The 24,603-nt window shown below is 45.2% G+C and carries 16 protein-coding genes; 8 read left to right on the plus strand and 8 right to left on the minus strand.

What is annotated here, in order from left to right:
- The first annotated feature begins 92 nt into the window (after positions 1-92).
- The 4 genes from KJB35_RS03305 to KJB35_RS03320 all read left to right on the plus strand — a co-directional run bounded on the left by KJB35_RS03305 (position 93) and on the right by KJB35_RS03320 (position 5,407).
- The gene (locus KJB35_RS03305) at positions 93-902 is read left to right on the plus strand and encodes a MalM family protein (RefSeq protein WP_005374786.1); all 810 of its coding nucleotides are present in this window, start codon (positions 93-95) and stop codon (positions 900-902) included.
- 316 nt (positions 903-1,218) lie between these two features.
- On the plus strand, positions 1,219-1,725 hold the full coding sequence (locus tag KJB35_RS03310) for a hypothetical protein (RefSeq protein WP_042522205.1): 507 nt from the start codon (positions 1,219-1,221) through the stop codon (positions 1,723-1,725).
- 120 nt (positions 1,726-1,845) lie between these two features.
- Complete coding sequence (locus KJB35_RS03315) at positions 1,846-3,459, plus strand: alpha-amylase family glycosyl hydrolase (RefSeq protein WP_017820115.1); 1,614 nt, start codon at positions 1,846-1,848, stop codon at positions 3,457-3,459.
- Positions 3,460-3,790: 331 nt separating this feature from the next.
- Positions 3,791-5,407 (plus strand): endonuclease, encoded by a 1,617-nt coding sequence (locus KJB35_RS03320; RefSeq protein ID WP_149191704.1) that lies wholly within the window; start codon positions 3,791-3,793, stop codon positions 5,405-5,407.
- Between the two features lie 99 nt (positions 5,408-5,506).
- Here KJB35_RS03320 and pulA read toward each other — a convergent pair whose 3' ends face one another.
- Positions 5,507-9,496 carry a pullulanase-type alpha-1,6-glucosidase gene (pulA, locus tag KJB35_RS03325; RefSeq protein WP_193837789.1) on the minus strand — a complete coding sequence of 1,330 codons (3,990 nt, stop codon included), beginning with the start codon at positions 9,494-9,496 and terminating at the stop codon, positions 5,507-5,509.
- Positions 9,497-10,042: 546 nt separating this feature from the next.
- Here pulA and KJB35_RS03330 point away from each other — a divergent pair.
- The 3 genes from KJB35_RS03330 (at position 10,043) to pdxY (ending at position 12,539) form a co-directional block, all read left to right on the plus strand.
- Positions 10,043-11,239 (plus strand): tetratricopeptide repeat protein, encoded by a 1,197-nt coding sequence (locus KJB35_RS03330; protein ID WP_104976397.1) that lies wholly within the window; start codon positions 10,043-10,045, stop codon positions 11,237-11,239.
- A gap of 140 nt (positions 11,240-11,379) precedes the next feature.
- Positions 11,380-11,568, plus strand: coding sequence for an AbrB/MazE/SpoVT family DNA-binding domain-containing protein (locus KJB35_RS03335; protein WP_017634469.1), 189 nt, complete (start codon positions 11,380-11,382; stop codon positions 11,566-11,568).
- A 101-nt stretch (positions 11,569-11,669) separates the two neighbouring features.
- Positions 11,670-12,539: a pyridoxal kinase PdxY gene (pdxY, locus tag KJB35_RS03340; protein ID WP_213907542.1), complete on the plus strand. Its 870-nt coding sequence runs from the start codon at positions 11,670-11,672 to the stop codon at positions 12,537-12,539.
- Positions 12,540-12,604: 65 nt separating this feature from the next.
- On the opposite strand, the gene sstT is transcribed toward pdxY, so the two are convergent.
- The 7 genes from sstT to malT all read right to left on the minus strand — a co-directional run bounded on the left by sstT (position 12,605) and on the right by malT (position 21,326).
- Positions 12,605-13,822, minus strand: coding sequence for a serine/threonine transporter SstT (gene sstT / locus KJB35_RS03345; RefSeq protein WP_005374821.1), 1,218 nt, complete (start codon positions 13,820-13,822; stop codon positions 12,605-12,607).
- Between the two features lie 356 nt (positions 13,823-14,178).
- Positions 14,179-15,255: a ribosome small subunit-dependent GTPase A gene (gene rsgA / locus KJB35_RS03350; RefSeq protein ID WP_132936248.1), complete on the minus strand. Its 1,077-nt coding sequence runs from the start codon at positions 15,253-15,255 to the stop codon at positions 14,179-14,181.
- Positions 15,256-15,530: 275 nt separating this feature from the next.
- The gene (locus KJB35_RS03355; RefSeq protein WP_132936249.1) at positions 15,531-15,839 is read right to left on the minus strand and encodes a PTS transporter subunit EIIB; all 309 of its coding nucleotides are present in this window, start codon (positions 15,837-15,839) and stop codon (positions 15,531-15,533) included.
- Positions 15,829-16,443: an SCO family protein gene (locus KJB35_RS03360; protein ID WP_213907543.1), complete on the minus strand. Its 615-nt coding sequence runs from the start codon at positions 16,441-16,443 to the stop codon at positions 15,829-15,831. Before KJB35_RS03360 ends, KJB35_RS03355 begins: the two co-directional genes overlap by 11 nt.
- Before the next feature lie 9 nt (positions 16,444-16,452).
- The gene (locus KJB35_RS03365; RefSeq protein ID WP_025768641.1) at positions 16,453-16,878 is read right to left on the minus strand and encodes a hypothetical protein; all 426 of its coding nucleotides are present in this window, start codon (positions 16,876-16,878) and stop codon (positions 16,453-16,455) included.
- A gap of 243 nt (positions 16,879-17,121) precedes the next feature.
- Positions 17,122-18,039: a DUF368 domain-containing protein gene (locus KJB35_RS03370; RefSeq protein ID WP_031778872.1), complete on the minus strand. Its 918-nt coding sequence runs from the start codon at positions 18,037-18,039 to the stop codon at positions 17,122-17,124.
- Positions 18,040-18,617: 578 nt separating this feature from the next.
- A complete protein-coding gene (gene malT, locus KJB35_RS03375) occupies positions 18,618-21,326 on the minus strand; it encodes an HTH-type transcriptional regulator MalT (RefSeq protein WP_005374834.1) in 2,709 nt (902 codons plus the stop codon).
- A 734-nt stretch (positions 21,327-22,060) separates the two neighbouring features.
- Between malT and KJB35_RS03380 the strand changes: the two genes are divergently transcribed.
- Complete coding sequence (locus KJB35_RS03380; protein WP_005374836.1) at positions 22,061-24,514, plus strand: glycogen/starch/alpha-glucan phosphorylase; 2,454 nt, start codon at positions 22,061-22,063, stop codon at positions 24,512-24,514.
- Positions 24,515-24,603 lie beyond the last annotated feature (89 nt).

Consider the following 24,603-nt stretch of genomic DNA (forward strand, 5'->3'; position numbering starts at 1 on the left):
CCACTAAGTCCTAAATTGTCCTAGAATGATACAGCCAGAACTTATCTGGCTGTATTTATTTAAAAAACAATAAAGAGTCGAGGTAGACAGTAATGAAAAAATGGCTTGCTCCCGTACTGCTGGGCATGTTGGCTACTGGTTGTGCGTCTGTAGAACAAGTAGAGATGAGTCCAAAAGGTCAGCAACAAGTGATCACGCAATCGGGTGATATTCAATGGGTACCGCTTAACGTGCCTGTGGTTACTGAATTCGCTTTGACTGATAAAAGCCAAATGTTGTTGGATGGTAACAGTGCTGGCGCTATTGCAGCGTTTGCTCTTCCAGGAAACCGTGGCAGTCTCGATATCAAATTAGAGACATTCGTAAGTAAGGAACTTCAATTTTATGCTCCTAATGTCGCAGTGATGAACTCGGCAGGAGAAACCATTTACCAAGCAGATTTTTCAAAGTTTAAGTATGAACCAGCAAAACTGTTGGACAACGATAAATTCGTACTTGATCTCAATGTGATTCCAGACATGACAGGTAACGATCTGCATGTGTTGGTTTACACGACTTCCGCCGATCTAAAAGGAAGTACACAAGTTTTACACCCTGCAAAAGCCTTCGCCATGGCGCGCCACACTCAGCCGCCAGATATTGCAGACCCTCTAGCGAAACATAGCCCACTTGGTCAGTTCCGCTTTTCGGTATCCGCGAATGATATCGTGAATACTAAGATTGTTGCGAAAAACGATAACATTCCCCAAGGTACGGACCTTACTAGCTACTACTACAGCTCCATTGAAGCAGCAGTCGCAGCGAATGATATTCCGAAAGCGCTCACTTTGCTTGATGAAGCAAAAGAGCTGGGTATCGAAGGTGCACAACAAGTGTTTGTGAAAGCCGTAAATAGAAAATAATCAGATAAAAAAGGTCAGCGAAATGCTGACCTTTTTCATAGAAAATAAACCAATAAAAATACCCCTACATAGAGTTACCTTATTCACATAATTATTTTTATTACTTTGTTTTTTATATAGGTTGGATCAATAATTAATGGCAGTTCCTAACTTATTTTTTGTACTTAGGAAATAAACAAACTTCTCGAAGTGATTTAAATTCGCAATCTGACGATATTTATTTGGCGTTTGATATTTCCATTTTAATAACGATTAATATTTCTTTTAACCGTTGAGTTTATTTTGCTTTGGATATACTAAAAAGGAATTACGTGAAATGAACATGATGAAGACCTCTCTTGCTGCTGCCCTACTTGTTGCCTTAGTAGGTTGTCAATCGACGGCAGAACCTGAAGCGGCCACAGAGCCAGTTGTTAATATGTCTCAAGACGAAGTGGTTGCTTTCATGAAAGCGTGTGACAACCCAGACAGCACAGCGAAAGGACCTATTTCTAAACCACTATTTGTGGTGGGTACTTTTGCGGATTCCGATTGGAAACACGTGCCTCAGCGTCAATACACCTACAAAGGGAATAATTTCTACCAAGCCGTGGTTCAAGAAAAAGTAGGCTCCTACAGAATGCAGTATGCGACCGAGTTGTGGTTCCCACAATTTACCGCAAAAGGTAATAGAATGAACGTTGGTGAATTAACACCATTAACATTTGGTGGTTACGGTACGGATACTTCGGTTGATATTAAAGAAGATGGTAAATATGTATGGAGTCTTCAGTTTGAAGGAAAAGGCAAACCTGTTCATGTCATGGTAAATAAGTGCCAATAATATTCCATTCAATTATTTAAAATCTATTTTTATTTATTAACCCCTGCATGAAACACATGTCGGGGTTAATTTTATTACTCAAATTTCCGTAGTTTATTTGAGTAAGTTAGGGAGAATAAAATGCGTAATATCCTACGTAACCATCGCCTGTCTCGATCGTTGCTTGCGTTAAGTGTGATTGGTGCTTTATCTGCGTGTAATTCTTCTGGTGGTGGCGACACTAATAGCAGCACTCCGCTACCGGATACCAGTTATGCTTGCCAAGCCAATGTCATGGCGCAAAGTAACCAACTTCGTACTTATCAAATCATGGTAGAGAGTTTTGTGGATGGTGATGCGAGCATTGGTCACGGTACAGGTTATGGCACCAGCCATCATAACGGCGATTTGCAAGGAGTGATTGATTCACTCGATTACATCCAAGACTTAGGGATGAATGCGATTTGGTTGACGCCAGTTTTTGAGTCAGAAGAGATAGCAGGACAAGATCATTGGGCGGATCGTTTGGACGCCACCGGCTATTTTGCGACAGATTACTTTAAAATCGACCCCAAATTTGGTGACTTAGCGACCGCGAAAACTTTAGTCGAAGAAGCACACAAACGCGGTCTGTACGTATTTTTTGATGGCGTATTTGGCCACCATAAGAATGGTTTGATCAAACCCTCGCCTTCCGGCTTGTTGCCTTCAGGCTCAAGCAATCCCGTGGATTACCCAGCCAGTCTCGATTTCTACAAAGAGGTGGCGACGTATTGGATCAAAGAACTCAAGATTGACGGCTGGCGTTTAGATCAAGCCTATCAAGTTCCGACAGACGCTTGGACACAACTTCGTAAAGCCGTCGATGAAGCCTCACAAAGTGTGACGTACACCAATAGCAAAGGCGATCAAGTGAATCCGTTGGGTTACATGGTGGCAGAGATTTGGAAAGGGGAGTCTGAGATTGCGAATGAGGCGTATGGATCGAACAGCGATCCAGCATTGTGCTCTGCGTTTGACTTCCCTATGCGATATCGCATCGTTGAAACTTTGGCCGTGAATGAGAGCGGCGTGGGTGGTCGCGGTGTGGATTGGTTAGACAACGGCTACAGCACACACAACCAATATCCAACACATGCGCAGCCGAATTTGATGATCGGCAACCATGATTTAGTGCGCTTTGGTGACTTGTTACAGCGCGGAAACTTGGCGGATGTGAATGATGCAGAATATTGGTTACGCCATAAAGCCGCGTTTGCTTTCCAAGCGGCGTACACCGGGCCAATCACGTTGTACTACGGTGATGAAATCGGGGATCAAGTGGATGGTTTTGCCGCAAAAGAAGACAACAGCACCTGTGCCATTCAAGGTTTGTGCGATGATCACGTTGCGCGCAGCAGTGCGAAAATTGAAGGCGTGACGGCGACGCTTGATGCAAACCAAGCCGATCTCAAATCTTATGTGACATCGCTGATGACAATGCGCGATGCGCATCCTGCACTTTATCAAGGGTCACGCACGAATTTAGTTGCGAGTAACGGCAGTTATGTGGACTTGAAACAATCTGGTTCGGACAAAGTCTTGTTTGCGCTAAATACCTTAGAGAGCGCTAGAAGCGTCACTCTTACTCAGGAGAGTGTTGGTACTGGTGAGTTGGTGGATTTGCTCACGAATGAAAAAATTACTCCGAGCAATGGTCAATATCAGATTCTGATGTCGCCACTACAAGGACGATTCTTTGCGGTAAAACCTTAAGGAATTATCCAGAATTGATGCTCACCAGTTGAGCTGACCACAAGCTTTCTTATAAACAAGCCAAGTGTTGTTGCTGACCCCCATAGGCGCACACTTGGCTTTTTTCTGTCTGTTTTACTTTTCCCTTAATGGTTTTACGACGATGTAGCCAACAAGTTGCTTCGCTTTTTGTATTGGCGTTTGTTTTCAGCAGATGGATATTTGTGAGATAAGCTGCACATTAAAAAGTAAATTAACACTTGTGCAACGTAAAAATGTGACTGAAGGATTACTTATGCCCCACTAATATGTTTATCGTGTTTGGGATTTATATAACTAATGGAAAAGTATAATGAAATCCATAACGAACTCCCTCTGTCTCCTTGCTGCTGTTAGCTCTCCGTTTGCATATAGCCAAATTATCAACGGTGACTTTGAACAGTGGAATGGCAATGTACCTACGCAGTGGTCAGTGATTGACGCTGGCATCGCGGTGTCGCCAAGCAGCGAACAAATCAAATCGGGCGGCCTGGCTGCTCAAGTCGTCGTGAATACAGGTACCCAAAGCAACACTGACCTTTTGCAAACCATTAATGTGGAGCAAGGGAAAACCTATCCGTTTTCTGTCTCGGTTTATCACACCGAAGGAAATGTAAAAGCACGTCTGGTGGTTGATGGTTATCACAATTACTCAGATCCGCAGCAGGTAAACCAGTGGCAAGAGCTGGCGCACAACTACACAGCGAGCTCGAACAAGACCATCAACGTCGGTTTGCGTTTTTACGATGAAGCCAGTTTTGATGGCTCAGAAGTTGTCTACGTCGATAATTTTCAACCGACTGAGACGAGTACACAACCTCCTGTAGAAAGTTGTAGTGATCACCAAGTGGTCTTGACTCTCACAACAGATAATTATGGTTCAGAAACTAGCTGGATGTTAAAAAATAACCAAGCCGAAGTACTGTTTTCTGGTCAGGGATATGAGTCAGCAATCACCATTGAAAAGAGCATGTGCTTAGCTGACGGTAACTACCAATTCACGATTCAAGACGAGTATGGTGACGGCATTTGTTGTGGCAGTGGCGCGGGGTCGTACATTCTGACTGAGGGAGATAAGACTCTTGCTTCTGGCGCTGAATTCTCGAAAAGTGAAACCACCGATTTTACGTTAGGTGACTCAACCACGACCCCACCAGTGGTTGATGGTTACTATCAAGCGGCATCTGGTAAGACGGGCTACGCTCTAAAAACGGCGCTGTTTAACATTATCAATAATCACTCCAGCCGAGGTTATTCTGCGGTGTGGGCCTTGGTAAAAGATGCCGATATTGATCGTTATTACGAAAATGATGGCTCTATTCTCGATATGTATTCTGAAAAGCCATCTGCTAGCGATACAGTAAGCTTTACCAAAGTCACAGACCAATGTGGCCAATACAAAACGGAAGGGGATTGCTACAACCGTGAGCACTCTTTTCCGAAAAGCTGGTTTGGCGGTAAGGTTGAGCCGATGAACTCAGACGGTCATCACTTGTTTGCGACTGATGGTTATGTAAACGCGAAGCGCAGTAATTGGCCATTTGGTGAAGTGGGCACCGCGACCTACGTGTCTAGTAATGGCTCTAAACTTGGCCAAGCAAGCACTAGTCTGGGCTACTTCGGTACGGTGTTTGAGCCGATTGATGAGTTTAAGGGCGACTTCGCCCGTGCTTATTTCTACATGGCGACCCGTTATGAAAATGTTGTAGGTAATTGGGAAGGTAACTCAAGCAATGCGGATGCTGTCCTTGATGGTTCAAGTTCGACGGTTTTTGAACCTTGGGTGTTAAACATGCTTAAGCGTTGGCACAAAAATGATCCCGTTAGTGAAAAAGAACGAAATCGCAATCAACAAGTGTTTGATTTTCAGGGCAATCGTAATCCATTCATTGATCATCCTGAGTTTGTTGAACAGATTTGGGGAAACTAACACCTTTTTGATTTTGGTATCCACCATTTAGTGACGCCAATAAAACAAAGGGGAAGCGTGATGCTTCCCCTTTTTCATTACGGATGTTTTTAAATGAAACTAGTTTTTGGTTACCGTCACGATTGGCGCCGACTTGTCAGCCGCGTTGAAGTGGAAGTTGTAATTTCCTGCTTCTGCAATCGCAATTTTCAGGTTTGCACTACCGCCACCGACTTCCATCGTTAGCGCTTTACCAAGCTCAACACTGCCTTCGCCACCGAAGTTGGTGTCTGCTGCCCAGTCTGCGCTCGCAACTTTCATCTCGTAGTTGCCCGCCGCTAGGGTAATGTCTAGCGAGTAAACGTCATTTGCTACATAGCTGAACTTCGCAGTTGAGTCTTGTGCTGGAGCATCCCATGTAGTGATAGTGCCACGTAAGTAAAGTGCTGTTTCACCGAATGTTGGTGCATCTGCTGACTTGGTCACTGACACGACCGGTTTTTCTACGCTTTCATCTTGAACATGTAGCGCGTTCAGAGTGAAGTTGTACTTACCTGTTTCAGCAACAGACAGCTTACAGTTACCTTCTGAACCTAAGTCTAGTGAACCAGAAGCTATATTCGCAATATCACAACCGATGTTTGGATTTGCCCAACCAGAGTCCGCGAATTTGAACTCGTGTTCACCAGCTTCAAGAACGCCAGTTACAGAGTACATACCGTTGCCAATAAAGGTCATCGCCCAATCACTGCTATCAGACCACTCGTTCATCGTGCCTTTCACGTAAACAACGGTTTCGCCGTAAGGAGGAATGCTCGATACGTCTTTGTTATCCGTGTTTACTGGTAGGCCAGCACCTTGTGCGCCGTTTTGTGGCTGCACGAATACCGCTGTTGTCAGTGCTGGTACTGTGAACGTTTCATTGGTGAAGCTTGCACCTTTCACGATGTCATCCGCAGAGTTTTGTTGAACTTCATGTAACTCGAAACCAGTTGCGCCAGCAACTTTGAAAGACTTCTCAGTTGATGTTGAGTTCACAACGGCCACGACAGCATCGTAGTTCGAATCTAAATCGGCACCTGCTGATGTACCATCGTCGATAGACATCACAATCAAGCCTTCCACTTGGTCTTTCCCTACGTTGCGGAAGTCCACACGGTTCATCACTTCTTGCGCGGTATCTAGGCGGAACAGTTCGCTTGTGCTACGGATTTTTAGTAGCTCTAGGAATTGTTGCTTAGTCAGCTCGATGTCGGTTGAATCTGGTTTCGCCGTGCTGTCACCAACGATGGTTTTGATCAGCTCCCAGTTTGCACCGTCTTTGTCTTCACGTGGTAGACCAACGTTCCAGTTATTGTCGCTTCCGTCGAAGAATACACGGTTGAACCAGTCACCAGAATCGTACGAGTCGCGCTGCATGGATTTAGAGCGCAATAGCTCAGAACCCATGTGGATGAATGGAATGCCTTGACCAAGCATCACCGTTGATAGGGACACAGCCTGCATACGTGCACGTTCGGCAGATGAAGTGCCTGTCGCAATCTTGTAGGCGTTGTTATCCCACAATGTTTGGTTGTCGTGCTTAGACACGTAAGAGATGTTCTCTGATGGCACTTTTGTGTAGCCTGCAGGCGCACCATTGTAATCAACGTTTTTACCCAGTTTGGTTTCGCCTTTGTAATCAAGAAGGATGTAGTCAGCCAAGTTACCAGCCATACCTAGACGAACCAGGTCTTGGTTGTGTAAACGACCATTCACCGACTCTGCGTCAGTTTTGGTTTCTTCGTTAGGATAAGCGGCGTTACCAAAGCCTTGGTTAAAGCGAAGTGGGTGCTTACCTTCAGAATCTACACCGCCATCAAACGGGCTTCCGCCACGAACTGCGTCACGCAGACGATCAGAGAAAGTACCGATTTCTGTCCCCGCCATGTTGACTTGTGTCGCCTGATCGAAGCGAGCGTTTTGCGCGACTTCACCGAAGTCCCAACCTTCGCCGTAGAACAGAGTATTCGGATCAATTTCACGGACTTTTTCAAGTGCGTAAACCATCACATCTTTCGGCTGGTGGCCCATAAGGTCAAAACGGAAACCATCGACTTTATAGTCATCCGCCCATACCATCAATGAGTCAACCATTAGTTTACCCATCATCAAGTTCTCGGTTGCGGTGTTATCACAACAGGTTGAGTTTTCGACTCCGCCAGTGTTGACGTTTAGGCGGTGGTAGTACCCAGGGACAATCTTATCCAGTACTGATTTTTCGTTCACACCAGATGCATTTGTGTGGTTGTACACGACGTCCATGACCAGTTTCAGATCCATTTTATGCGTCGCTTGAACCATTTCGCGGAACTCAAGAATACGCTTAGACCCGTTAGGATCGGTCGCATAACTGCCTTCTGGCACGGTGTAGTGGTAAGGGTCGTAACCCCAGTTGAAGCTGTCTAGCATGCGAAGATCGTTCATCAACGCTTGTGCTTTGCCCGTTGTTGGGTCGTAGCTATTTAATACCTCTTCAATCACTTTGCCGTCATCTTCGGTCTCACAAATGGAGGCTTCTGGCTTGATGCCACAAAGTTTACCCACGGTGTCGGTGATATCGACTCGCTGGTCAGCGTCTTCATCCACGGTTGCAATATCAAACGCAGGCAGGATATGTAGCGTTGTTAGGCCAGCATCTTTCAGGGCTTGTAAGTGAGATACAGACTCACGCTCAGGTTCTGTAAGCGCCAGATATTTGCCATCAAGACTTGGTGTGCCTTTGCTGTCGTTAAAGCTGAAATCACGAATGTGTGACTCGTAAAGGACGTGGTCTTCGTCTTTTTTAACCGTTGGGCGTGCGTAGTTTTTCCAATCTTGAGGCATTAAGCTTGGATCATCTAAATCAACCACTTGCGAGTATCGTGAGTTCTTAGACAAGCTCATTGAATATGGGTCTGTTACCAAACGCGTTTCAACGACGCCAGTTGTTGGGTGGTATACTTTAACTTGGTAGCGATAGTATTTGTTGACAACGTTGCTTTGTGCCTCAGAAACCCAGATACCTGTTGCTGGGTCTTCCGTCATGGCAACGGTCGCTTCTTCTGCTAAGTTTTCATCGTAGATTATCAGATCAACATCTTGGGCAGTTGGTGCCCATAGTTTGAAGGTTGCGGCACCGCCTTCCACAATCGCACCGAGTTCTTGACCGATCGCGTTACCTGCCTTGGAATCGGCAAACACCGCATCCAAAACGCCCGGCTTTTGCATTTCAGTTGCAGAAATGACGTCACCATTTGCGTTGTAAGCCACCATAACAATTTGTGACTTCAGGATCGTACGCAAGGTCGCGTCATCGACATCGATACCCGCAGCTTGAAGGCTAGCAAGGTGACGGAAGCGTGATTTCAGACCATCAGACAACTCACCAGCTTTTGTCAGCTCAACGGCTGTACCGCCAGAGATTTGCTTGTCTTCATCCATTTTGATGTCATTGCTAAGGCTGTAGAACAGCTTCATGGAATCCGCACTGGTCGCCGCTTCCCATGCGATGGTGTTGGCGTCTAACCAATGGGCTTTTTGACCATCAATATCAACAGGGCGCTCTTCTATTGGCTCGTAGTAAAGTTCACTGCTGCCGTGGAAGCCAAACAAACCTTTCGATTCGCCGATTTTCGTCAACTCTACTTTTGAGTTTGCGCTGCCGAACGCTTTCTCATCACCTTTGTGCAGAATGAAGTTCATGCATTCGTGTGGGTCAGAGGCGTCAGGGTTTATTTTCAGTACGTAGTAAGCACCGTAGGTGTCGTTGATGCCATCGAATGGGTGTGGCGCAGACCAATCCGTTCCTGTTCCCGGAATGCCCATTGCGTCTAAATCTGTGCTGGTACAGCCCTCACCGTTCCATAGGTGCAAGCCCCAACCTTCGTAGTCGCTTGCTGTTGAAGCTGATGCTACATCACGTTTGTAATAAATGACGACTTCGTTCTCTCCCGCAGGGTACAAGCCTGAGCCAGGGTTCGTCGTATCTTCGTTCGTGCTATCACTACCACAACCGCTGATTACCGCGACGGAAATCAAAGGCAGTACGGTTTTGGCAATTGTTGATAATTTAAATGTCTTATTGTCCACGTTTACAAATCCATTGTTATTGAATTGATATTGAGCTGCGCGCTGCCTTCGCTGACTCAATCATCAAGAAGGTTTTGCACACGCTAGAAAGGCAGATGCCAAAAAAGGAAATGTTCAATTAGATGCTAATACACTGAATCATCAGCAAAATGTGAGAGCAGGCTGTTAAGTTTTTTACAGGTGCAAATTTTCTGTCACAGTCGATTTTGTTCACAAATTAAATAATAAAACAGGCGCATAGTGAGAGGTTCTGCACATCATTAAAATGTGAATTTTTATGGGAGGAGTAAGGGGGGATGATAGGGGATGAGAATGTCTCAGCCCCAAAACCGTGATTAAGTTCTATAAAAATGAGGGCTATATTTTTCTTTTAAAAATAAGTTGCAGTGATGTTGAATAAAATACCGCCATTAAGTCTTCGCAAGCTTCAGATTTTCGCTAAGTGGTCGTTATATAATGAAGGTAGTCGGCGTTACGTCGGCGCGTAATCATAAGATTTCCCTGAAAGGGAGTTGAATTGGGCCCTGAAACCAAAAGAGGCTATTTATGAGTAGTATGGGCATTGCCATTGCGGCAACTGGCCTTTCACTCGTCCTGATATTTGTGTGGATGATCTCGTTGTCGATGCGGAAACAGAGACTCGAGGCAGAGAGGAAAGCTCGCGAAGCCGCTTATCGAAAGGCGATGCATAAAGCGCGAGAGCAAGAGCGTAAAGAGCGAGAGTTCAAAGCAGAAACCGGGCATATCCCCACCATTTTATTTCTAGCGAAAGAAGCCGAAAAGGACAACATTCGTCAAGCGCTGTATTGGTATGATAAAGCCGCTAAATTGGACAATGTGACGGGGATGTACGGCATTGTTCGCTTAAGTGAACGCATGCGCGAAGATGTGATTTTAAAAGAGCAGGCAAACTTCTGGCGTACCGCAATTGCGGGAATGGAAGGGGATACCGAAGCGAAATTTTCGACGGGCAAGGCCTTGGTCTTTGGTCGAGGAACTGAAAAAAATATCCCAAAAGGTAACCAACTGATTGAAACTGCCGCCGAAGAAGGCTGCATTGATGCCATGATTTATATGGGGGAATGGCAGCTTTCACCAGACAATAGTGCAGGACGCAGTGCAGATGCGCTTTACTGGTTTATGAAAGCGGCGGAAAAAGACAGTGCAGATGGCAAGATCCAAGTCGGCTTATGTTACCTAAATGGCATTGGTACAGAAAAAAGCATGGTTAAAGGTTGCTACTGGCTGGAACGGGCCGCGGAAGGTGGCAGTGCTAAAGCGATGTATCATGCTGGCGAAGCGTGGAAGGATAAAGGTAAAACGGGTAATGCAATTGCTTACGTTTGGCTGTTTCTTTCTGCCAATATGGGCTACCAACCTGCGCGTACGTTGCGTGATGAAGTGGCGACCAATATTGGTGTTGATGTTGTCGTTGGATTGCAGTCCATAGCGAAGCCGTTGCAAAGAAAGCTGGCCTCAGGAATGGTGAGAAAGCACTCTATTATTCGAGCCCTTAACAAAGTGTACAAACGCGAAGCGTATTTTCCTGCGGAAGAGGAGCTCAATGCGGTGTTGAATGACGAGAGTAAAGAAGCCTCCGAGGCTTGGGAGGAGGCATCAACACTAGATTTTCAGCCTAACATGACAACGGTAACAGCAGAAGGTCAGGTAAGCACATCGCCCAACGAAAAAAAACTTTCTAAAGAGGCGCTCGATTTCACTCAAAACTTCCTTCAACCATAACCTATCTTATCCAAAAGCCTCAAGATTGAGGCTTTTCTTTTGTCTTTAAAATGTTACGCCAAATCCAAGTCAGCTTAATGTATTTGAGGCTAGACATCCAATGACGTGAAAACTCATTTTCGACATTTGGAGGACGAAAGATGATAAGTCAACCTGTTAAAATCGGTGACGACACCGCCGTAGTCATTCCAAGCGTAATCCTGGCTCAGCTCGGGATAAGGGAAGGAGATACCCTAGAAATCGCACTGAATAAAGACAAAATGGAAATTAAGAAGATGGTGTTGAAAACCAGCGCGCCAACTTACTCTGAAGATATTGAGGAGAATTGAGTTAGAGAATCTTGGTTTGTCGGATACACTACTGGTTTCGCAAAACTGGCGCTTGCCGCTGTCTTTGAACTATCGATAACTACAATAAGAGGTAAGGTACTATGCAAGGTATCCTCTCTATACAATCTCATGTTTCTTTTGGTCATGCTGGTAACAGCAGTGCCGTTTTCCCAATGCAACGCATGGGTTTCGAAGTATGGCCGATTCATACCGTTCAATTTTCTAACCACACGCAGTATCAAGAAGGCTGGACTGGGCGAGCGTTTGCGGCTGAAGACATCAGCGAGTTAGTTCGTGGACTTGGTAACATCGGCGCGCTGGAAAAGTGCCAAGCGGTATTGACGGGCTACCAAGGTAGCGCAGAGCAGTGCCTTGCTGTTGAAGATACCGTGACGAAAGTGAAGCAAGCGAACCCGAACGCACTTTATGTTTGCGACCCTGTGATGGGCGCGCCAGACAAAGGCTGCATTGTGGCTCCGGGCATTGCTGAAAATCTTCTAACGCGTTTGATGCCAATGGCGGACGTGATCGTTCCGAACCAATTCGAGCTAAGTCAATTTGCTGAGATGGAAATCCACTCACTAGACGATGCGATCACCGCATGCCAACGTGCGCTAGAGAAAGGTCCAAAAGTGGTGCTAGTTAAGCACCTTTACTGCCTAGAAAATGGCAGCTTTAACATGCTATTGGCTACGCAAGAAGGTATTTACCTTGCGAAGCGTCCTAAATTTGAGTTTGCTAAACAACCTGTTGGCGTGGGCGATCTTATTTCAGCTATCTTTACCGCGGGACTCTTAAAAGGCTGGTCTCCCAAGCAAGCTTTCCAACATTGTCATGACGCATGCTACGGGGTGTTAAGTGCAACGTACCATGCAGGCGAATGGGAGCTGCAAACTATTGCTGCGCAGCAAGAGTTTGTTGAGCCAAGTAAGCATTTCTCAATTGAAGAGGTGGCTTTGGTCACCGAGTAATTGAGCGCAATTAAACAAAAAAGGGGAGCCATCATCGGCTCCCCTTTCTCTTTGTTCTGTCAGTCTTACTGAGCTTTTTGCTGCTCTGATTTACAAACTGCTGCCGTAAAGACAACGTCTGTTGAGCTGTTTAGCGCAGTTTCTGCAGAGTCTTGAATCACACCGATAATGAAGCCAACCGCTACAACCTGCATGGCTACGTCGTTTGAGATACCAAACAGGCCACACGCAAGTGGGATAAGTAGTAGAGAGCCACCTGCAACACCTGATGCGCCGCATGCAGAAACCGCAGCTACAATACTTAGAAGTAGCGCAGTCAGTAGATCAACTTCGATACCCATAGTGTGCACAGCTGCAAGCGTTAGTGTTGTGATAGTGATTGCAGCACCAGCCATGTTGATGGTCGCACCTAGAGGGATAGATACTGAGTATGTATCCTCGTCCAGTTTTAGCTTCTCACATAGTGCCATGTTTACTGGAATATTCGCCGCACTTGAACGAGTGAAGAACGCAGTTACACCACTTTCACGTAGACAACGGAATACAAGTGGGTAAGGGTTTTGTTTGGTTTTAACGAACACGATCGCTGGGTTTACAACGAGTGCGATGATCATCATTGCGCCAAGAAGAACCGCCAGAAGGTGTGCGTAGCTTGCTAGTGCGCTAAAGCCCGTTGTCGCAAACGTTGAAGCAACCAAGCCAAAGATACCAAATGGTGCAAGACGAATGATAAAGCGCACAATGTGAGACACGCTGTGGCTTAGATCTTCAAATACGGCCTTCGTTGTTGCCGATGCGTGGTGTAGTGCAAGACCCAGACCCACACCCCAAGCAAGAATGCCGATGTAGTTTGCTTCTACTAGTGCATTTACTGGGTTGTCGACCAGTTTAAACAACAATGTGCGTAGAATTTCAGCAATACCTTGAGGAGGCGTTGCACCTTCAGCGCCGGTGACAAGCGTTAAATTGGTCGGGAAAAGGAAGCTTAGAACCACTGCTGATAGCGCCGCGAAGAATGTACCCATCAGGTACAGTACAACGATTGGGCGCATGTAAGTGTGTTGGTTTTTCTTTTGGTTTGCAATTGAAGCGGCAACCAAAATAAACACAAGAATTGGCGCGATCGCTTTAAGCGCACCGACAAAAAGGCTACCAATTAATCCCGCGCTTTCGGCATGGCTTGGAGAAATTGTCGCGAGCAAAATACCAAAGACGATACCGACAAGGATCTGGACGACGAGGTTACCACGAGCATATCGGGCAACGAGGCTGTTGTGTTGCATACATCATTCCTGCAATTTTATGCCAGAGTGGCAGGGCAATAGTCCATCATTACACGGCGATAATGCCCTTATATTACAAGGGGTGAGCATTGCTTCTGGTCACTAAGACACATGATTATCAATTATCCTGTTTTTATAAATTCAGCCATTTTCTTGCTGAATATCACATATCTTAGCTTGGTAATATTTTGTGTCTAGTTTTAGTTTGTTTTTGGATTAAATGTTTGCTCAATGTTATTTAAATAAGATTTTTATGTTGAAAATTATCATTAGTTATGAGTAATGGTTTTTAATAAAGTTGTTAAAAAGGAGACTTTCGTCTCCTTTGATTTTATTGACAACTCAAACGCAACAAATTAATAACTTTGTTGGCGCCTGCGCTTATCACTCATGGCATTTCGAGTGAGTTTCCCGAATTGTCGACTTTGAGCTCGTTGCTCTGCCAAAGTCGCACCGTTAAAGGCTTGTTCTCGCAATAGTTTTTGATAGTTATTGAAACGACGAACTTCCAGTTTGCCATTTTCAATCGCAGTTTGAATTGCGCAACCCGGCTCAGTTTGATGCTGGCAATCACCAAAGCGACAACGCTGAGCGAGAGCCTCAATGTCAGAAAATGCCTCACTGACCCCCGATTCACAATCTACTAGTTGAAGCTCGCGCATTCCCGGAGTATCAATCAAGATGCCGCCATCAGGTAATAGATGGATAGAGCGCGATGTAGTTGTATGTCGCCCTTTGCTATCGTCTTCACGAATATGCCCAGTTGCCTGTTCTTGTTGCCCGAGTAATGCATTAACAAGAGTTGATTTGCCAACGCCTGAAGAACCGATAAAAGCGAGGGTTTGTCCTTCTTTGCACCAGGTCATGAGTTTAGAAGCACTCTCTATTTCTAAGCCGTTGACTGTCTCTATAGCTAATAGAGGGTCGAGCTTCTGTACTTGGCTTTTTAGTTCATCAGTATTGTCACACAAATCGGCTTTGGAAAGCACGATGACGGGTTCGACTTCGGCTTCATGAGCCAAGGCAAGATAACGTTCAATACGACTTAAATTGAAGTCGTCGTTAAGGGAACAGACGATAAACACTGTATCCACATTGGCTGCGATAAGTTGCTCTGCCACTTTGCTGCCAGCGGCTTTGCGGCTAAAGAGGCTCAAGCGATCCAGTAAGCGAACAAATTGCTGATCTTCATTTAAGATTACCCAGTCTCCGACGGTCATATTGGGTAAAGAATGGTGGGCATTAAGATGAACTTGCCCAGTTTCTGTTGCCAATAAATAACCACTTCGGTGATGCGCAATTACACGAGCAAAGATAGTGTTGTCGTAATCGTCTAATGTCAGTTGTTGCTGAAAAAATGGTTTCCAACCCAATAGTTTTAGAGGGTTTGAAGTTGAAACTAATGTGTCACAAAAAGTATGTGTTTGATTCATTATTGAATTATCCCAGACGCAACAAAGCGCCTTAATACAAATCGCATTAGGGTCTAATTCGGATAGAGTTGACCCCGGTGAAGACCGGGCAGAGAAGGGGAGTTGTGGCTATGCCACAGAGTTGGTGCTGTTAGGGTTACCCTTGCGATGCCCAGTTAGTGTTATTCAATACAATCATCTCGTGTCCTCTTCGTTGGTTAATAAATAAGTGAGTTAATTAAGACAAAAGAGTATAGCCGCCCTTTTTTAAAGAGGGTAGCTATACTGCAAAAATATTAACTTTGTTTTGTGATGCGCTCTTCCATAATCTGCGAATACGTGTTGGCTTTTAAGCCGTATATGATTTGGACATGACGATCATCCAATATCACGACGCCATGCGCGCCATGATTTTTGAGTGCGTTCTTATCGATGACGGACGTCGCTCTGAGGGTAAGGCGCAGCCGAGTCGCGCATGCCCCAGTTTCTAGCAGGTTTTCTATCCCCCCAATGGCGTCAATGATCGTATCGACGTCTTGTTCGACATTGGGGTTGGTTTGAGTTAGGAAACTGAAAAATTGCTTCAGCACTGACTTAACCGTCATTTGAAGAGCCTTCGGTCGTTAGTTTTGAAATGGCTTCAACAATCGGTGCCGGTGAGAGTGTATGCGGTACTTTAGTGATTAACGTGCCATCCGGCTTCAAGAAGTAAAAGTAAGAGCTATGATCCAGCGTGTACTTTAGTTCCGAGCCTTCCAATTCTGTCTTGCGGAAAATGACACCATAGTTGTGTGCCAAAGGTGTCGTTACATCAAGTGGTGCCGATAGGCCTTCAATCATTGGATGGAAGTAATGGGCATATTTTGCTGATGCATCGGCCTCATCACGCTCTGGGTCTAAAGAAATGAACATCGGGCGTAGTTGTGCTTTTTGCGCGTCGTCAATTTGATTCAGTGCTCCTGCCAGCATTGCAAGAGAAGTTGGGCAAACGTCTGGGCAGCGAGTAAAGCCAAAATAGACGACTCGGATGCGAGGGTCATTCACATCGAAGATATTGACGGCTTGGTTATTTTCCCCAAACAATACCGTTTGTTGAGAGGTGGAACTGTCCACTTGCTCTGGCTTCGTTTTCTGATTATCTAAATAGCTCTTTACGCCAAACCCGAGTGCGAAAGCAGCTACGAGAAATAGGGACCAATTGTGGCTCATAACGATTCCTTATCTTTGCATTTTTATAGCAGGGTAAACGGTATTCTCTCCATCACTGAGTTCACCAACCCAAGTCATTGCATCCTCCGTGCAAACCGGGAGAATGATGTCACCTTGATATTGGCCAGGAGCGATTTGCTTCAGCAAAAACTTAGGCTCACCCATCTCCATTTCTCTTCCTGAAAGACTTAGGATGAGTTGCTTAGCATCGCTTGTATGCCACTCAACATTTAGAGTGGTAGGAACCAAGGGTTGAGCAGTTTCTGAGTTTAGCGTCATCGTAACATTTTCTTGGACGCAAGAGGTTGTAGAGAGAAAGCAGTATTCATCTATTGACTTGCTTTGAGTGGAAGAAGAAAAGCTTTTTATTAGAGTCGGGGCATAAAATCCCGCAACTAATGCGGCTGAAACAGCGGCGATTTGTAACAGTTTCATTAAGGTTCAGCATTTATCACTTAACATTACGAGCATCGTAGCACAGATGCGCCGCTCGCCAACTCGTGACCTCGGTAAATTGTGCGTTATACCTCGGTGACCAGCTTCCTTATAACGCGACGGACTTTATTGCATCAAATACAGCAGAGTTTTCAATTGAGATGTTTTGCCCTTAGCCAATAAATAAAAACGGAGCCAATTGGCTCCGTTTTTATTTGGTTCAGTATGTGTTTGATACCAAAGTTATTTATCTGAGTCTGCGAATTTCTCTAGACCTAAAACCAGAGCAATGGCTGCAAGCATCATCACGACAGCAAGTACTAACTGAGAAGGTTGTGATGTCACGTGTTCAAATTCAAATGGTGATAGGTTGTGCTGTAGCAATGGCACTTGTTCGCCCTTCGAATTGGTGCGCCAAGTGATGGTTTCTTTCCATGGCCAAATCTTTGGCAACGTACCAATCATTAATCCAGTCAAAAACATCAGGGTGAAATCACGGAACTTGCGTAGTAACCACGACAATAAGTGAGAGAAGGACAGTAAACCGATCACGCAGCCAGACAAAAATAGCGCTAATGTATCGACTTGAAAACCTTTCACTGCGGCTAATACAGGAGCATACATGCCAATCAGCAGCAAAATAAAACTGCCAGAGATACCCGGCAAGATCATCGCACAAATCGCGATAGCTCCAGCGAATAAGGTATTAATGGCCGTTGGTTCCATGTGTAAAGGTTTGAGCACAGTAATACTATAAGCAAACCCGACACCAACGAGCAGAATGACAAAGCGGACAAGATCGCGTTGCTCAACCTGACGAATAATGTGATACACAGAGACCAAAATCAGACCAAAGAAAAATGACCAAAGTGGGATCGGGTGTGTGTCAAGAAGCCAAGTAATCAACTTTGCTAGCGTTGCAATACTGGTGAAAATGCCGGCAAACAGAGCGATAAGGAAGAATCCGTTGATGTGATTAAACGCGGCTTTAACCCCTTCTTTTCGCCAGATAGAGAAAAGTGAGGGGTTAATGCGTCGAATGCTTTCAAGCAGCGTATCGTAAATACCAGTGATAAACGCGATGGTGCCGCCAGATACACCAGGTACAACATCTGCTGCACCCATGGCGATTCCCTTGAAGAAAGTAATTAAGTAGTTCATTGCTCTAATGCTAAGTCGTTTCGATGGCAGAGAGTATACAAACATTGCGATGAAAAAAGTATGAAATAGTGCTGTAACTACTTGGTTTTATATCCAATCTATTGCCTATCTTTATTACCCGCCAAGAGACAATGCCGCCGTAACGAGCTTTTAATGCTTGGTTTACATTTTTGAGATGATTAACTCTACTATCAATTATCAATCTTGGTTGCATTATGCAATTGCAATTTGCATTATAAAATTGCATTTTGATAATTTGCGCGTGAATAAATCCAGCTTATATGAGATCTTGTGCCCAAAAATAAGTCTTTGCATTTTGGCATGATTAATGCATAATACTGCTCGACCCTTCTTAAGCCGAGGGTCACCTAGCCAACTGACGTTGTTAGTGAATACAATTTGTTCACACTAAATATAAGCCAATCGCGATTATTGCGGTTGGCTATTTTTTTATATGAACAACGTTACTTACGTGCTTTGCAAATTGCACTTCTCTTTCTGTCAGTCATAAAAAAGGGCTGACGTGTTACGTCAACCCTTGTGTTTTACTTTACGTTTTAACCCGTTTATCTAGCAGTTCAGTATCCCATTAACTGTAGCAAATTTTCAGCTGTCACAATGGCTTCTTTACGATTAGCAATATTAAGCTTTTGGTACAGGTTGCGAATGTGGGTTTTAATTGTCGTACCTGCCACATCCAGCTCTTGTGCGATTTGCTCGTTACTAAAGCCTGAATAAATCAGCCCCAGAACCTGCCATTCGCGTTGTGTTAATGGGCTAGTACGTACTAGCTCTGGCACATTAGGGTGATTCACCAACTTTTCAATAAAGTCTTCATCAAAGTGAATCGACCGGCTACGTTGATTCGATGAAATGTCCTTCATTAACTGTTGAGCACGGTGACGCTCAAGATCGCCCAGTTCATGGCGGAGGCTCAACTTCTCCAGCAGACCGCCAATGGTTGCACCATCAATCAGGAAGTTTCCGACCATGCCAGTTTGGTTCGTCATTACTAATGCTTCTTTTAACAGAGCCTTGGCTTGCTCCTCATCTTTTTGGCGAGCAGAAAGGACCGCTTCAACCACTAAGTTGCGATTAGTATCTGTGATTAGGTTAGTGCGACGAGCTTCACCTTGGAGAAAATCTAACGCAGCACGAGCGTCGGTATATTGGCCTAAGTTAATGTGGGCGCGAGCAATGTTACGCCATTGCAATTGAGAAAAGTGGTTGCATGCCGATTCAGGACGAACCGCAGTATTGAGCCATTCTTGCATTGCATCGGTATTCCCGCGCGCTTGCCAAAATAGAATCAACGATAGTGAAGCGTTTGCAGTCCAATCTACGTGATAAGTCGACTGTTTCATCAAGTGCTGTATATGCTCAATGAATTTACCTGCTTTGTCTAATTCACCGCGTCCAATCGCAATACGCGCCAACATCGAATAGCTATGTAAGTGCTTGCTTGGTGAATGGTTTTCGAGAATTTGCAGACCTTTGTACGCGCATTCTTCCGCTTCATCAAGTCGGTTCCAGCACCAAAGTACTTGCGCGCGAATACGCAGCAAAAATTCATGAAGAGGAACATGCTGAAGCTGCTGATCTTCAATCAGACGGAATGCGGAATCTTGTAGTTCAAAGGCAGCTTGCACGTAACCTTGTGCAATTAAAATCTCGCTTTGCTGCAATATTGCCCATAACGCTTGGTGATATACCTGATACTGACGAGCTAGCTTTTCAGTTTGTTGCATCATCGGCAAAGCACGGTCTAGTTTACCTAGCACGTGGTTAACTTCACCAACAACCGAAGTCGCCACAATTCGGCTACGGTAAATTGTGTTATCAAGTTGGCTAAGCGCTAACTCCGCTAATTCGAGAGCTTTTTCTGGTTGGTTACTGTTGATAGCCACTTGAGCAAGCAACGCGTTTGCTTGACCTTGATAATGAATATCTAACGCAATGTTACGCTTTTTGTGTTCCTCTTCCGCTTCTTCAAGCAGGTGGCCCACTTGGTTATAACGATGCTGACTTTGAGCCAACCATGCTCGGAGCATCGTAAGTTTTGGGTGGCTGAACAACAGATCATCGTCCAACTTGTTAATTGAGCTTTCCAGTGTGCTGAGTTCGCCTTGGTTAAACATCTTCCAGCCGAATTCGTTTAGGATCTCTACCACTAAGTCCTTATCATTCGATTTTTGTGCATGATGAATCGCTTGGTGTGGTGCTTTTTGTTGTAACCAAGCGATAGCAGCATTGCGGTGGAGATCTTTTTCTTGCTGAGGAATACGAGCTTGGCGCTCATGAGATAAAAACTCGCCAAATAAGTTATGGAACCGGAACCAGTTCTGTTCCCCTTCGAGCGGGTAAATAAATAAGCCGTAACGGTTAAGCGATTCAATCATTCCCAGTGCGTCTTCGCGTTGGGTAAGGGCAAACACTAACTCATCATTGAAGTGGTCAAGCACGGATACTTGCATTAAAAAGTGACGAGTTTCGTGATCGAGTAAGTCAAACACTTCTTCGACCAAGTAATCCCACAAGTGCGCGTGATTGAACTGCGATACCGACTCTACAGTTTGTGCCAATGTGCGGTTTTGATGTTGGGCTTGTAATGCGATCAACTGCATCGCCGATGGCCAACCTTCAACATAGGTTCTTAGGCTGTTCGCCATGTCTTCATCAATACCATCGGCGATACGCTGGTTAAAGAAGCGAGTGGTTTCTTCGGTATCAAACGCCAACATCTCGTTGCCGATTTCGATCATTAAATCACGAACACGTAAGTTTGCAGTGCCCAGAGGCGGCGCTGCACGACTGGTTACCACAACGGTGAGGTTGTCTGGCATGTGCTTTAAGAAGAAACGCATGGATTCATGGATTTCATCATTCGTGATTAAATGGTAGTCATCAAGTACCACGTAGCACTCTTGATGAAAGTCAGCCATTTCAGCGAATACTTCGCTAAATAGGGAGCGTAAAGACGAGATCTGACGTTTTTCCGCCAGTTTTTGTGCGTTAGCGCAACTGAAGTTGGTGGCTTTGTTTAATGCTTGAAGCAGATAGTTTACAAAGCGAAAGCCGTCGTTATCGCTGTCATCAATGCTGTACCAACCGACGTTTGGCTTATCGGATAGCCACTGCGCTGCCATTGTCGTTTTTCCGTAACCTGCTGGGGATCGGAATAAAACCAATTTGTAGTAAGGCGCTTGCTGTAGTAAGTCCAACACTCGTGGGCGCACGATGGCATTGTGCAGGCGTCCTGGTCGAGTAAGCTTAGATGGAATCCACATTAGTAGTTATGTCCTTATTTATGTATACCCAAATGACAGCAACGTGATCATTCTTGTAAAGCCCCCTTGAAAGCCGTCTTACTGAATGATGTCATCAGCATCAAAAACACTGTTTGAATGCCGGATAATGTCGCTACTGTTGGGGCTTGCGTCCGTCTGAAAAACCATTCCATACGGTCACTTAGATATAAAAGCTAGCTAAAACTAGAAATAACTCACATCGCCTAATTCTAGTTTGTATAAAAAGCGTACAATCCTGTGAGCTGAGTGGGATGTTACGACATCAGAAATGTTCGTTACTTTGATCCACTTCCTAATTCTCAAGGGTTGATGGATTTACCATCAACTACGCCCTTTATTTGTGATTGTCGTCACTTAAATATCGTTTGTTTCGTTAGCGTTAAGATCGCGTTGCACATAGATTACGAAAAGTTCTTCTACGCTGACCGAGTTAATGTGACCGATATTACAATTTTCACATCATCAGATGAGTGGACTATAAAAAGCGTCATGAACGGGTTTTAACCTTTCTCACATTCCATTGTGATCAAAATCACTAAGAACTGGTGCAAAGTTCACTTTGTTGAGATTTGGATCACTAACCTAGCAATGGTACCCCCTCTACGCCCTCAGCCCTCCTCCTTCAAAGGATGAGAATTAGGAGGATGTTTATTCACAGAGGTAAATGCACGATGTATGGCAGATGAATTACCAAAAGACGTGAGAATTTCGTAATGAAACCTACTCAACAAAAACAATTTGACAAGAAGTCGTTCCAAGAAAGCGTAAAGAAACACCTATCTGTAACTTACGCTCATACGATTGAAAACGCAGACAGCCGCGCATGGTACCTAGCAATGGGGCATGCTCTGGCTGAATTTACTACTCTAGATTTGCTTGCGACAGAAGAAGATCCACGCATTAAAAGTGCGAAGAGCGTTAACTACCTTTCGCTAGAATTCCTTATCGGTCGTTTGACGGGTAACAACCTAATCAGCATGGGTCTGTATGAACAAGTAACAGAAGCAATGGCTGAACTGGGTTACAACCTAACTGATCTGCTAGAAGAAGAGCGCGACCCATCATTGGGTAACGGTGGCCTTGGTCGTCTGGCTGCGTGTTTCATGGATTCATGTGCGGCACAAGAATTCCCAACTGTCGGCTATGGTTTACATTACGAATACGGTCTATTTAAACAGTCATTCAAAGATGGTCGCCAGCAAGAAGCACCTGACGCATGGCGCGGTGTAGAAGGCTACCCTTGGGAAATTGCGCGTCCAGAACTTGCGCAAGAGATCGGTTTCTACGGTCACGTTGAAGTGATTAACGAGAACGGTAAAGAAGTTCGCAAATGGGTACCAGGCATGACAGTAAGAGCAATGCCTTGGGATCTTCCAATTGTGGGTTACGAATCAGACACGGTTTACCCGCTACGTCTTTGGGAATGTCAGGCGATTGCACCATTCTCACTAGCAAGCTTTAACAATGGTGATTACTTCGAAGCTCAGCACGCACTGATCGACGCAGGTAACATCACTAAAGTGCTTTACCCGAACGACAACCACGAGAAAGGTAAAACACTGCGTCTAATGCAGCAGTACTTCCACTCAGCAGCGTCTGTACGTGACATCCTACGTCGCCACGAAGCTGCGGGCTACTCGCTAGCGGATCTACCTAAGCAAGAGACTATCCAGCTTAACGATACACACCCAACGATTGCGATTCCTGAACTAATGCGCATCCTGATGGATGAAAAAGGTTTAGCTTGGGAAGCGGCTTGGGAAATCAGCTCTAAGACATTTGCGTACACCAACCACACGCTACTTCCAGAAGCACTAGAGACATGGCCAGAGTCGCTAATCCAGCACCTGCTACCACGTCACATGGAGATCATTTACGAGATTAACCACCGCTTCCTACAAGACGTACGTGCAATGTGGCCGGGTGATGTCGCGAAGCAACAGAAGCTTTCTATCATCGAAGAAGGTTTCCACCGCATGGTTCGTATGGCAAACCTATGTGTAATCGGCTCTTACGCAGTAAACGGTGTAGCAGCACTTCACTCTGAATTGGTTAAGAAAGACCTATTCCCAGAGTTCCACGAAATGTACCCGACACGTCTACACAACGTAACGAACGGTATTACGCCACGTCGCTGGTTGAAGTTCTGTAACCCAGGTCTGTCTCAGCTTATCACTGAGAAAGTCGGCCCAGAATGGCCAGCGAAACTAGAGCAACTTGAAGGTATTGCGAAGTACGCTACTGACGCGACATTCCAAAAAGAATTCATGGCAGTGAAGAAAGAGAACAAAGAACGCCTAGCAACTTGGGTGAAAGAGAACATGGGTATCGAGCTCGATACTAATGCAATCTTCGATGTTCAAATCAAGCGTCTGCACGAGTACAAACGTCAGCATCTAGACTTGCTACACGTACTGTCTCTGTACCACCGTATTCTTAATGAACCAGGTTTTGAGTGTACGCCACGCGTTGTGTTCTTCGCAGCAAAAGCAGCACCGGGTTACCACCTAGCGAAAGAAATCATCTTCGCAATCAACAAGATTGCAGACAAGGTGAACAACGATCCTCGCATCGGTAACAAGCTGAAAGTGGTATTCATCCCTGACTACCGCGTGAGCATGGCTGAAATCATTATCCCTGCGGCTGACGTTTCTCAACAAATCTCGCTAGCGGGTAAAGAAGCATCAGGTACAGGTAACATGAAGATGGCGCTAAACGGTGCGCTAACTATCGGTACAATGGATGGTGCAAACGTTGAGATTCGTGAGGAAGTAGGCGATGAGAACATCTACATCTTCGGTCTAGATGTTGAAGGTGTGAAAGCGCTGAAAGCTCAAGGTTACAACCCATTTGATTACTACAATGCGGATCACTTACTCAAAGCGTCAATGGACTTGCTATTGGGTGAAGAGTTCACACCAGGCCAACCGGGCTTACTGCGTGCCACATACGACAGCCTACTAGACGGCGGTGACCCGTACTTATGTCTTGCGGACTTTGCATCTTACGTGAAAGCGCACGAAGACATGAGCGAACAATATAAAGATCAAGCTGGCTGGGCGAAGAAGGCCATTCTTAATACCGCCCTTGTTGGCAAGTTCACGTCAGACCGCTCAATCCGCGACTACGTGAACAATATCTGGAAACTTGAAGCGGTGAAACGCTAATAGAACCTAGTTAAGACCAAGGTAGCCAAGCGCTACCTTTGGTCATTTTCCAAAAGAAGTTATTGATAACAATAAAACCCTACATGGAA

This window comes from Vibrio sp. D431a (assembly GCF_030248655.1).
GTDB classification, from domain to species: domain Bacteria; phylum Pseudomonadota; class Gammaproteobacteria; order Enterobacterales; family Vibrionaceae; genus Vibrio; species Vibrio alginolyticus.